The organism is Vibrio sp. Isolate32, assembly GCF_022397955.1.
Lineage (GTDB): Bacteria > Pseudomonadota > Gammaproteobacteria > Enterobacterales > Vibrionaceae > Vibrio.
In genome coordinates, this window is sequence record NZ_JAKEUQ010000006.1 from 76,225 (window position 1) to 88,164 (window position 11,940).

General features: G+C 43.3%; 11 protein-coding genes and 1 pseudogene. 3 read left to right on the forward strand and 9 right to left on the reverse strand.

The features are described from left to right. Nucleotides 1-129: 129 nt before the first annotated feature. Nucleotides 130-624: a leucine-responsive transcriptional regulator Lrp gene (gene lrp, locus L1D11_RS06480; protein ID WP_004734558.1), complete on the reverse strand. Its 495-nt coding sequence runs from the start codon at nt 622-624 to the stop codon at nt 130-132. Nucleotides 625-780: 156 nt separating this feature from the next. Here lrp and ald point away from each other — a divergent pair, with 156 nt between their 5' ends. Further along, on the forward strand, nt 781-1,905 hold the full coding sequence (gene ald, locus L1D11_RS06485; RefSeq protein ID WP_239831512.1) for an alanine dehydrogenase: 1,125 nt from the start codon (nt 781-783) through the stop codon (nt 1,903-1,905). 160 nt (nt 1,906-2,065) lie between these two features. Here the strand turns inward: ald and L1D11_RS06490 are convergent, their stop codons facing one another. Together L1D11_RS06490 and cysB are read right to left on the reverse strand one after the other, a co-directional pair. Further along, complete coding sequence (locus L1D11_RS06490; RefSeq protein WP_239831513.1) at nt 2,066-3,268, reverse strand: methyltransferase; 1,203 nt, start codon at nt 3,266-3,268, stop codon at nt 2,066-2,068. A 150-nt stretch (nt 3,269-3,418) separates the two neighbouring features. Then, nucleotides 3,419-4,393 (reverse strand): HTH-type transcriptional regulator CysB, encoded by a 975-nt coding sequence (gene cysB / locus L1D11_RS06495; protein WP_239831514.1) that lies wholly within the window; start codon nt 4,391-4,393, stop codon nt 3,419-3,421. A gap of 322 nt (nt 4,394-4,715) precedes the next feature. On the opposite strand from cysB, the gene L1D11_RS06500 reads away from it, so the two are divergent. Next, a complete protein-coding gene (locus tag L1D11_RS06500; RefSeq protein WP_239831515.1) occupies nt 4,716-5,480 on the forward strand; it encodes a DNA repair protein in 765 nt (254 codons plus the stop codon). 106 nt (nt 5,481-5,586) lie between these two features. Next, nucleotides 5,587-6,381, forward strand: coding sequence for a tRNA isopentenyl-2-thiomethyl-A-37 hydroxylase MiaE (gene miaE, locus L1D11_RS06505; RefSeq protein WP_345772734.1), 795 nt, complete (start codon nt 5,587-5,589; stop codon nt 6,379-6,381). 86 nt (nt 6,382-6,467) lie between these two features. Here the strand turns inward: miaE and pyrF are convergent, their stop codons facing one another. The 6 genes and pseudogenes from pyrF to cmk all read right to left on the reverse strand — a co-directional run bounded on the left by pyrF (nt 6,468) and on the right by cmk (nt 11,741). Further along, nucleotides 6,468-7,163 (reverse strand): orotidine-5'-phosphate decarboxylase, encoded by a 696-nt coding sequence (pyrF, locus tag L1D11_RS06510; protein WP_239831516.1) that lies wholly within the window; start codon nt 7,161-7,163, stop codon nt 6,468-6,470. A 124-nt stretch (nt 7,164-7,287) separates the two neighbouring features. Beyond that, complete coding sequence (gene lapB / locus L1D11_RS06515) at nt 7,288-8,463, reverse strand: lipopolysaccharide assembly protein LapB (protein WP_239831517.1); 1,176 nt, start codon at nt 8,461-8,463, stop codon at nt 7,288-7,290. 12 nt (nt 8,464-8,475) lie between these two features. Further along, nucleotides 8,476-8,748: a lipopolysaccharide assembly protein LapA domain-containing protein gene (locus tag L1D11_RS06520; RefSeq protein ID WP_239831518.1), complete on the reverse strand. Its 273-nt coding sequence runs from the start codon at nt 8,746-8,748 to the stop codon at nt 8,476-8,478. 129 nt (nt 8,749-8,877) lie between these two features. Further along, a pseudogene (ihfB, locus tag L1D11_RS06525) lies at nt 8,878-9,165 on the reverse strand (integration host factor subunit beta); the annotation flags it as partial. Between the two features lie 118 nt (nt 9,166-9,283). After that, entirely contained in the window at nt 9,284-10,954 is a 1,671-nt protein-coding gene (rpsA, locus tag L1D11_RS06530) for a 30S ribosomal protein S1 (protein ID WP_076650986.1), read from the reverse strand. A gap of 106 nt (nt 10,955-11,060) precedes the next feature. Beyond that, on the reverse strand, nt 11,061-11,741 hold the full coding sequence (gene cmk / locus L1D11_RS06535; protein WP_004741977.1) for a (d)CMP kinase: 681 nt from the start codon (nt 11,739-11,741) through the stop codon (nt 11,061-11,063). Nucleotides 11,742-11,940 lie beyond the last annotated feature (199 nt).

An 11,940-nucleotide genomic window follows, 5' to 3' on the forward strand; every position in this document is an offset into this window, starting at 1 on the left:
AGCGAGCGGTACAGGCCGCCCGTTTCAATGAAACTACTGTTGATTTAACCATATCAAACCAAAAAACCCAATTCCAGAAAGCAAGAAAGCGGAACAAATGTCCGCTTTCTTTCATTTCACCAATTATGACTAACGAGTTTTAATCACAAGTTGATTGGTTTGTTTCACTTCTTCCATTACCACGTAAGTTCGAGTGTCGTTTACGCCCGGTAGACGAAGTAACGTATCACCAAGTAGCTTACGGTAAGCACCCATATCAGATACACGTGTTTTTAGAAGATAGTCAAAGTCACCCGACACTAAATGACACTCTTGGATGTCATCCAGTTTCTGTACAGCGGTGTTGAATTGTTCGAACACATCTGGCGCACCACGGTTCAAAGTAATTTCAACAAACACCAAAAGTGAAGCATCAAGGTACTGGGGGTTCAGCAACGCTGTGTACCCAGTAATGTAACCTTGACGCTCTAAACGACGAACACGTTCAAGACACGGAGTCGGAGAAAGTCCTACTCGTTTTGAGAGTTCAACGTTCGAGATACGACCGTCTTTTTGCAACTCATTAAGAATGTTGCGGTCAATACGATCTAGTTCCTTGGACGGCTTCTTATAATTGTCTGCCATTTTTTATTCCACCTTATTACTTCCTTGCAAAAAAATATACTACAACTTTTTAATATTCAGTATCAAATTTTATCTGAACATAACTATACTAGATGTTAATTCGACAGAATTACCCTACACATAGATAAAACAACCAAAATAAAATGAGGAGTCAGGATGATCATTGGCGTACCTAAGGAAATCAAAAACCACGAATACCGCGTTGGTATGACCCCAGCTAGCGTGAGAGAACTAATCTCACACGACCACCAAGTTTTTGTTGAAACCAATGCCGGTACTGGTATCGGTTTTTCAGACGATGATTACATCGCTGTAGGCGCATCCATTCTTCCTACTGCTGCTGACGTTTTCGCGAAAGCAGAGATGATTGTAAAGGTTAAAGAACCTCAAGCTGTCGAGCGAGCTATGCTTCGCGAAGGGCAAATATTATTTACTTATTTACACCTTGCACCAGATTTTCCACAAACTGAAGAGCTTATCAAGAGCAAAGCTGTCTGCGTAGCCTATGAGACTGTAACAGATAATATGGGTCGCTTGCCACTATTAGCACCAATGTCTGAAGTAGCTGGTCGTATGTCTATTCAAGCAGGTGCACAAACTTTAGAGAAATCTAACGGTGGTTGTGGTCTTCTTCTAGGCGGCGTTCCAGGTGTTGAACCAGCAAAAGTTGTTGTTGTTGGCGGCGGTGTTGTAGGTGCTAACGCAGCACGTATGGCTGTTGGCCTTCGCGCTGATGTTACAATCCTTGACCGTAACGTAGATACACTTCGTCGTCTTGATGAAGAATTCCAAGGTCGCGCAAAAGTGGTTTATTCTACTGAAGACGCTATCGAGAAGCATGTTCTAGAAGCAGACCTAGTGATTGGTGCAGTACTGATCCCTGGTGCAGCAGCGCCTAAACTGGTTACAAAAGAGCACATCGCTAAGATGAAACCAGGTTCAGCAGTTGTTGACGTTGCAATCGACCAAGGTGGTTGTTTCGAAACTTCTCACGCGACAACTCACGCAGAACCAACTTACATCGTTGATGACGTAGTTCACTACTGTGTTGCAAACATGCCTGGTGCTGTTGCTCGTACTTCAACTTACGCACTAAACAATGCAACACTTCCTTACATTGTTAAGCTAGCGAACAAAGGTTACCGCGAAGCACTTCTATCAGACAAAGGCTTCCTAGAAGGTCTTAACGTGATTCACGGTAAAGTGACTTGTAAAGAAGTTGCAGAGAGCTTTGACCTAGAATACGTAGATCCAGCTGAAGCTATCGCGATGTTCAACTAATGATGTCCTGACTCACTGAGCGTCAAATTTTCTCGTTGAGGCGCTCAATTGAATCATACATATAAAAAAGCCAGTCCGATTATGTCGAACTGGCTTTTTTGTCTTTGTAACACTCATTTTCGAAAGCTGTGAGAAGCACACTTTCTAGTAGCCGCACCGTTTATCGATCGCTCTTAACACCATGAATCAACAGGTTTCTGGGTGTGACGCTACGTTCACAAAACTCTTCTATGGTTGCTTTATAGCCTTGTTCTTTTAAGTAAATCGCTCGGTCCAATGCTAGCCATATCTCTAATGGGCGCCTAAAAACCTGCTGAACCAGGCTTAACTTTTCCATATCCCAGAAAAGTGCTTCGCCTTGCACTAGATAAGAGTCAAAATCGATATTAGAACCAAGAGGCAACTCTTTCACTTTAGAAGCCCAACGACAGAACGATTCAAACCCTTCGGCTAGCTCTGATTTTTTGATACTCGGCACAGGAATGTATTCATCCATTCCCATTTCAACCTTAAGTAACTGGCTGAAGCCTAGGCGATAACTCATCTCCAATTGACGATGACGCTTAACCCTCTCACCACCAGTGACAGTTTCTTGCAGTGGGATTCTCAAATCGCTTTTACTCAGTGTCAACGCTGAGCTTTTCACGACAGAAGACATCGCTTGATACGCTTCATCTCGAATAAGATGATAACAACAAGGGGAAATAGTGACCGCTGGTAGCCTATGTGACACTGACTTTTTAACTAACTCAACATGAAGATCGCCACAAGCATGAAGGGCAACTGCATGTTGGTCTGAGTTAAACACGTTATCAGCACTTTCAGAAAAAGCATCACCTTGAACAAAGTTCATCTCTAACTTCTGGTCATCAGCAATCTTTTGTCCACTTTCGCACAACGATTGCTGCCATTCAAAACTAGTAACTTTTTGATCAGATTGTTGAGATAAGATTCGACCAAGAAAGCCTTTACCAGAACACCACTCGAGCCACTCTTTGCCATAGTGATGCTTTAATACAGCCTCGCCCATCGCGACAATTTGTTTCAGCTTTCGGCCGGGAATACCATCAGCAGTACCACGTGGGAGGTCTAAACCAAACAAAGCAGTGTTATCGAACTGGATGTTTTGGGTAGCAGTATCTAATTCAGGTAGGAAGCGAGTCAGTTCTTCGACCAAAAGCTGAGGCTGCTCTTTTAAAGTTTGAATGCTTTCATTATCTAAGCTTTCTAACCAATCAACGAGTGGACGATTGACCTCTTTCCACGGCTGCTGTTTAGTTTGGCATAGGTGAAAAGGCTCTGAACGCCAGTAAATCTGGTGCTCTAGCAAAAATGAATCGAGTATTTTAAATCGTGAATGCATGCTTCCCCCTATGATGCGTGGATTGTAGGGGTAACAGGCGTAAATGAAAAGGTGCGAGACAAAGAGAACTTAGAAGTGAAAGTTAAAAAGCTGATAGAAAAACGGCCTGTCACTACAGGCCGATTAATAATCTTGTTTTTCGAGATAGAATTAACGAACAGGCAGCTCGATATCTTTAAACATTTCTTCAATTTCCTCGTTAGATTTCAAAGAGATAGCTTGCTCCACCACTGGGCGAGTTAAGTGAGGTGCAAAGCGTTCCATGAAATCAAACATGTAAGAACGCAGGAACGTACCTTTCCTAAAGCCAATGCTGGTTGTGCTAGCGCCAAATAGATGACTCGCGTCAATCGCAACCAAATCGGTATCTTGCTCGTGGTCAATCGCCATACTTGCGATGACACCCACACCAATGCCCATACGAACATAGGTTTTGATGACGTCTGCATCGGTTGCGGTAAACACAACGCGCGGTGTTAGACCAACTTTGTTGAACGCTGTATCAAGCTCAGAACGACCAGTGAAACCAAATACATAGGTCACTAGAGAATAAGCCGCAAGATCTTCAATCGTGATCTTACGCTTCTGTGCCAGAGGGTGATCTTTGGTCACGACGATCGAACGGTTCCAGTGGTAACAAGGCAGCATAATTGCGTCTTGGTAAAGGTGCAGCGCTTCCGTGGCAATCGCAAAATTCGCGGTACCCTTAGCAACTGCTTCTGACATTTGGCTTGGTGTGCCTTGGTGCATGTGAAGCGATACCTTAGGGTAGCGCGCCGTGAAACCTTTAATCACATTTGGCAATGCATAACGAGCTTGAGTATGGGTCGTTGAGATATTCAATGTGCCCTTCTCAGGATGAGTGTGCTCACCCGCTACCGCTTTAATACTCTCGACACGCGCCAAGATCTCTTGGGAGATACGAATGATTTCCTCACCAGCTTGGGTAACCTGTGTTAAATGCTTACCACTACGCTCGAAAATCTGAATACCTAGCTCGTCTTCAAGTAATCTAACTTGCTTACTAATACCAGGCTGAGATGTATACAAACTCTCTGCTGTAGCTGAAACATTTAGGTTATGGTTCACAACCTCAACAATGTACTTCAGTTGCTGTAACTTCATATCTAACCTCGTAATCCTTTACTCATTTCTGTGCTAACTTATTTGAAAAGAGAGCGTTATAGTCTCGTGTAATATAATTAATAGTTATAACGCTTCAAACACAAAAATGACAGAAAAATTGAGTTTTTCTAGCTTAACAAACAAAAACATCACTAACGCTTTGCAACCCAACCCTCATTCTCATACATTAGTGGGTAAGTTTTGATTGCCGATTTCGCTCAACAAGAGATAATTAGAAATTGCAATTTACGAGTGCCGATACACAATGGAATCGTGTATCCTCTCAGGTTAGCTATAGAAAATAATAAGCAGACTCAAACATATGAATATTGGTTTAATAATCGCCTTAGTAGCCGTTCTTTTGGTGTTAGTTTTAGGCTACAACATCATGCTTCAATATAAAGTTAAGGTAGAAACAGCAAAGAAACAGGAAGCTTCTCGTTATCTAACCATTATTGACGGTACAGAAGAACTAATTGGCAACGCTCATCACATGCCTTTTAGCCAAGATCTTCTTGTGTGCTTAAACAATCGAATTCTTGATGCATTAGAAAATATGCATCAACTCGATCCAAAAAATAAGCAGCTAGCCCAACGCATTGAAAGCGTAAAACAACAGATTACTCAGCTCAAAGAGAACTACAAAGGTGGTGAGAGCACAGTTTTCCGCGTACCAAGTAGTGACAAGCAAGCAATCATGATGCTAAAGCTCGTTAAGCGCCTACGTGATACAGTCCGTAACGAGCACAATAAGGGTCGCTTCGAGACTCAAGCTTATGTGGTTGAAAACGCTCGCCTAGAGACAATTCAAATTCGAATAAACATTGAGAACGTAATCAAGCGTGCCAATGATTCAATTTCGCGAGGCCAACCTGGTACCGCAATCCAGCTACTTCGTAAAGGTATTGACGCATTGGCGACCAAGAATGATGCTTACTCGACAAAAGCGAAAGAGAAGCTTCAGCAGATGCTGAATGACCTTGACCAAAAACGCCAAGATAAAAACGCACACGATTTACAACAGATCGAATCAAAAGAGCGCGAAGACGACATGGACGCGCTATTCGGTCAGAAGAAAAAGTGGTAAATGCTACTTAATTCAAACTATTGAGAAGGCCACCTTTAGATATCTAAGGTGGCCTTTTTTATCGCTGACGAATTTCCTTTCTCGATATAGGGAGATCTTATTAGCTGTGATAAACTCCCGCATTATCAACAAACCAGCTCCGACCATGTATCAAGAACTACTCGCTCCAATCCACTCTTTTCTAAAAGCTGAAACGCCAGATTCATGGATCAATGAAGCCAAAAAGCCTGAAAACCTACACATTATTTTGCGCGATCACATGCTGTGTGAACTTAAAGCAGCGCAAAGCGCATTATTCCTTATCCGTAAATACGCGGTAGATAAAGAAAGTGCTAAGCAATTGAATGAATGGATACTGCCATACGAGCAATTTGCCTACCGTCGCATTGGTGATTTAGAGTCACTTCGCGGCAAGAGCAATGTATCAAAGCAAATCACAGCGAAAGAAGGCTGTAACTACGGCGCTGACCTTATCGATAAGATGGTTCTACTGATCAAAGAAGAACTGCACCACTTCTATCAAGTGATGGAATTGATGGAAAAGAAAGGCGTGATCTATCAGCCAATCGAAGCAGGACGTTACGCTAAAGGCTTGATCAAACAAGTTAAAACTTACGAGCCCGATGCATTGGTTGATAAGCTTATCATCGGTGCCTTCATTGAAGCGCGCTCTTGTGAACGCTTCGCTAAATTAGCTCCTTTCTTGGAAGAAGACATGGAGAAGTTTTACGTGTCTCTGCTTCGCTCAGAAGCGCGTCACTACCAAGATTACCTTGAGTTAGCAGAGCAGATCGCAGGCAAAGATATTTCAGAGCGTATTGCACATTTTGCTCAAGTAGAAGCTGACCTGATCACTTCAGACGACAGCGACTTTAAATTCCATAGTGGTGCACCGGTTTAAACCGAAAAGTAGATATCACCCGCTCCAAAAAAGGCCAGTAATTTGCTGGCCTTCTTAATTTATATCGAGCTAGCTATAAGATAGAGTTAAGCTAGTGTGCCATTGATTTTAGCAAGCACAGCTGCTGGGTCTACAGCTTGAGTAATTGGGCGACCAATAACTAAGTAGTCAGAACCTGACTCAATCGCTTTAGAAGGCGTCATGATGCGCTTCTGGTCACCAACATCGGCACCTACAGGGCGAATACCCGGCGTCACCAGTTTGAACTCCTGGCCAAGAGCACCTTTCAACAATGAAGCCTCTTGTGCTGAACACACCACACCGTCAAGACCTGAGTTTTTAGTTAAAGAAGCCAAACGCATTACTTGCTGCTGTGGCTCAAGGTCTAAACCGATGCTAGCCAAGTCCGATTGCTCCATGCTCGTCAGTACTGTTACACCGATCAGTAATGGGCGATCTTTACCATAAGGTTCCAAAATTTCGCGTGACGCCGTCATCATGCGCTCGCCACCAGTTGCATGAACGTTCACCATCCATACGCCCAGCTCAGCAGCTGCACGTACTGCTTTTGAACATGTGTTAGGGATATCGTGGAATTTAAGATCCAAGAATACTGAGAAGCCACGTTTATGTAATTCGCGAACAAATTCAGGACCAAACAGGGTAAACATCTCTTTACCTACTTTTAGGCGGCAAGATGCTGGATCAATACGGTCAACAAAGGCTAACGCATCCGCTTGGTTGTCATAATCCAAAGCTACAATGATTTTTTGGTCGTTCATTTGATCTCCTAACGCAGTTAACTTTCTTAAAAAATATTTCCCACCTATGCAGGTGATATATAACAGTCATAAAAATGCAGCCCGAAAGCTGCAATTAATAATTTGGTCTTAAATGACCACAAATCTATTCACCATCTAGGCCACGAATAGGCTTGATCGTCCCCCAACCTTTACATGAAGGGCAGTGCCAATACATTGAGTGTGTTGAGAAGCCACACTGACGACAACGGTAATGAGGCTTAACCTTAATCTGCTCACCAACCATAGATTGAAGCGTCGTTAAGCTTTCTTTTGCTCGGCCTTCTTCTGCTTCTGCTAGGTGGTAATCAATCAATCGATAGAAACCTTTCATGGTTGGGTTTTTCACGAGTTGCTTAGTCAGTAACTCTTGAGCAGAACCAATATCTTCATGATGAGCGACTAACTGAGCCAGCATCAATTCAGCCGACACACCAGCTTTCTTCTGGATACAAGCTTTAAGGAATTCGACCAGCTGAGCTTCGTGCCCAAGTTTGTGATAGCACTCAGAAAGGGTCGGTAACACCTCACTGATAAAATCAATATCTTGCTCAAGAACAGCCTCAAGACAATCAATCGTCTTTTGGTAATCTTCATTCGCTAAATGGAATTTACCCAAAGCGATGCTGGCACGCACACACTTAGGGTCCTCAGATAACGCTTTCTTAAAATGCGCTAATGCTTTAGAGCGATTACCATCGGCTTGTTCTTGCATCGCAAGTTCACACCAAAAATGCGCAACCGTAGCACGCATCTTCATTTTCTTCTTACCCAGCTTTACTAGGATATTTCCGTAATGTATTGCTTTGTTCCACTCTCGAGTTTGCTGATAAATCGCAACTAACTGCTGCAGAGCAGCTTCTTTGTGATCAGGTTCATCAACCAGCTGTTCAAAGATTTTTTCAGCACGATCAAGAAAGCCAGAGACCATATAGTCTTTCGCTAACTGTTGCAGTGCGAGGTTTTTCTGGTCGAGAGTAAGCCCTGAACGGGAGATGAGGTTTTGGTGAATGCGAATAGCACGGTCGACTTCGCCTCTTGAACGGAACAGATTGCCCAAGGCCAAGTGAGTATCTATGGTTTCATTGTCTACTTGAAGCAGCTCTATGAAGTGATCAACCGCTTTGTCAGATTGGTCTGACAGTAATAGGTTCAAACCCGTCACGTATTGACGGGAGATCTGGTGTGATTGCTTTTGTTTTTCTTGCTGAGCATTACGATTACCCATATACCAACCATAAGCGGCTGCAATCGGCAAAAGTAAGAACAGTAACTCTAACATCAAATATAGCCTTTAAGCTTTAGTATCAGCAGCGACCTGCTTTAATTGCTTATTGAGTTGCTTCTTCAAGCGATGAATTTTCAGCTGAGATCGCATGTGCATGTTACCAAAGACTAACCAAGCAAGAGCAAAGCCAGAAATGAAGACAATACCTAATAGGCTGGAGAGGTGGAAATCACCTTGTGCTAGCAGGTAATTAAAATTCACGATAGTTTGGTTTTGAGAGCCTAAAGCCAGTGCAATTAGGAAAAGTGCGATAACGGCGACTATTTTTATAATTTTCATAGTTCATCACTCATTGGTTGGTTAGCTGTACGATTATGCAGGAAAATTACTAATCAGACCACCATATTATGGTCATAAAAAAGCGGCATACATTATAGTACGCCGCTTTTCATAATTCCGATAAGTAGACTACATTCCTGTGTTTACTCGTTCACGTAGCTCTTTGCCTGGTTTGAAGTGAGGAACGTATTTACCTTCTAACTCTACCTTGTCACCAGTCTTTGGGTTACGTCCAACACGAGGCTCACGATAATGCAGAGAAAAGCTGCCAAAACCGCGAATTTCGATTCGATCACCACTTTCTAGTGTTGAAGCCATATGCTCTAAAATATCTTTTACAGCGTCTTCAATTTCTTTTGCAGAAAGATGCGTTTGCTCAGCGCACAGTCTTTCAATCAATTCAGACTTAGTCATAGTTACCCTCGTTTGTTTTCTTTTTAGAAATTATAGACCTATCGGAAAAATAAGCAAAAAAAAAGGAACCTTACGGCTCCTTTCTTGGCTATATAGCTATAATTCTCTTAACGAGAAGCTATTATTCGCCTTTAGCAGCTTTGAATGCGTCTGCCATTGCGTTACCGAACGCGCCTTCTTCAGACTTGTTCAGTGAAGCCATTGCTTCTTGCTCATCAGCTTCATCTTTAGCTTTGATAGATAGGTTGATTACGCGGTTCTTGCGGTCTACACCTGTGAACTTCGCTTCAACGCTGTCGCCAACGCTTAGGATTAGAGATGCATCTTCGATACGGTCGCGAGAAACTTCAGAAGCGCGGATGTAACCTTCAACGCCTTCGATTAGCTCGATAGTAGCGCCTTTCGCGTCAACTGCAGTAACAGTACCGTTTACAAGAACACCTTTCTTGTTGTCAGCAACGTATGCGTTGAACGGGTCGTTTTCCATTTGCTTAACGCCAAGAGAAATACGCTCACGCTCTGCATCTACTGCGAGAACAACAGCAGAGATTTCGTCGCCTTTCTTGTATTCACGTACAGCTTCTTCGCCTGCAGCGTTCCAAGAAATGTCAGATAGGTGTACTAGACCGTCGATACCGCCTTCTAGACCGATGAAGATACCAAAGTCAGTGATAGACTTGATCTTACCAGTAACTTTGTCGCCCTTAGCTTGCATTTCTGCAAATGACTGCCATGGGTTAGCTTTACACTGTTTCAGACCTAGAGAGATACGACGACGTTCTTCGTCGATATCAAGAACCATAACCTCAACTTCGTCGCCAACATTAACAACTTTAGAAGGGTGGATGTTCTTGTTAGTCCAATCCATTTCAGAAACGTGTACTAGACCTTCAACGCCTTCTTCGATTTCAACGAAGCAGCCGTAGTCAGTTAGGTTAGTAACACGACCAGAAAGCTTGTGACCTTCTGGGTAACGCTTAGCGATTGCTACCCATGGATCTTCGCCTAGTTGCTTAAGACCTAGTGAAACACGAGTGCGCTCACGATCGAACTTAAGAACTTTAACTAGGATTTCGTCACCAACGTTAACGATCTCTGATGGGTGCTTAACGCGCTTCCAAGCCATATCTGTGATATGTAGAAGACCGTCAACACCGCCAAGGTCAACGAATGCACCGTAGTCAGTAAGGTTCTTAACGATACCTTTAACTTCAGTACCTTCTTGTAGAGTCTCAAGAAGTTCATCACGCTCAACACTGTTTTCAGATTCGATAACAGCACGACGAGAAACAACAACGTTGTTACGCTTCTGGTCTAGCTTGATTACTTTGAACTCTAGCTCTTTGTTTTCTAGGTGAGCAGTGTCACGGATAGGACGTACGTCTACTAGAGAACCTGGAAGGAAAGCACGGATACCGTTTAGTTCAACAGTGAAACCGCCTTTAACTTTACCGTTGATGATACCAACAACAGTTTCAGCTTCTTCGCAAGCTTTCTCAAGAACGATCCAAGCTTCGTGACGCTTAGCTTTCTCACGAGAAAGTTGAGTCTCACCGAAACCATCTTCAACAGCGTCTAGAGCTACGTCTACTTCAGCGCCAACTTCAACTTCAAGTTCGCCTGCAGCGTTCTTGAACTGTTCAGCAGGGATAGCAGATTCAGACTTAAGACCAGCGTCAACAAGAACGAAACCGTTCTCGATAGCTACTACAGTACCTTTAACGATGCTGCCTTGTTGGAATTCTGTTTCGTTTAGAAACTCTTCAAAGAGTTGAGCAAAAGATTCAGTCATTATTTAATCTTCAATAATTAAACGTCCATGGGTATCCTACCGCATGGGGTTGATAAATTCGCCGGTCATCATCCTTGCGACCAACGTTCTTGCCAGCCGGGCAGAATTACCCAGCTAGTTTCGATTCAATATAGTGTAGTGCTTTTTCTACTACCTGCTCAATATTCATTGAGGTGGAATCAAGCACGAGAGCATCCTCTGCAGGGCGAAGTGGTGCCACTGGGCGATTACGATCTCGGTCGTCTCGCTCTTGGATCTCGCTCAAAAGGTCGTCAAATTTAACATCTAACCCCTTCTGTTGCAACTGTTTAAGGCGGCGAGTCGCACGCTCTTCTGCACTTGCATCTAAAAATATTTTTGCTTCTGCTTCAGGGAAGACAACGGTTCCCATATCGCGACCATCAGCCACTAAACCTGGCGCTGCGCTAAATGCGCGCTGACGACGAAGTAGTGCTTCACGTACGCGAGGTAATGCAGCAACTTTTGAAGCCGCCATGCCGGTCTCTTCTTTACGAAGTTCACCCGACACATCTTCACCTTCTAGGATAACCTTCACAAGGTCGCCTTCAGCAATAAACTGAACGTCTAAGTGAGTTGCAAGAGGAACTAAAGCGTCTTCCGATTCAGTATCTACACCGTGATGAATTGCTGCTAAAGCCAATACGCGATAGATCGCACCTGAATCTAGAAGATGAAAGCCTAGCTTATCTGCTAGTAACATACACAGGGTACCTTTACCTGCACCACTTGGTCCATCAACCGTAATCACTGGGCTTTGAGAAGGCATCTTTTACTCCACGTTTAGTCGTAAGTTTTATTCTGTACTAGCGAGTCGCCACCACTTTATAGGCGGCATATTATAGATAAAAATTAGAAGTCGAGCGAGGTAAATCTCAGATAATTCCAAGATGATAATGCATTCGACAATGCAACTGGCCTAATATCAATCACCTGATACTAATATGGCTTTCTACTGGCAGTAAATC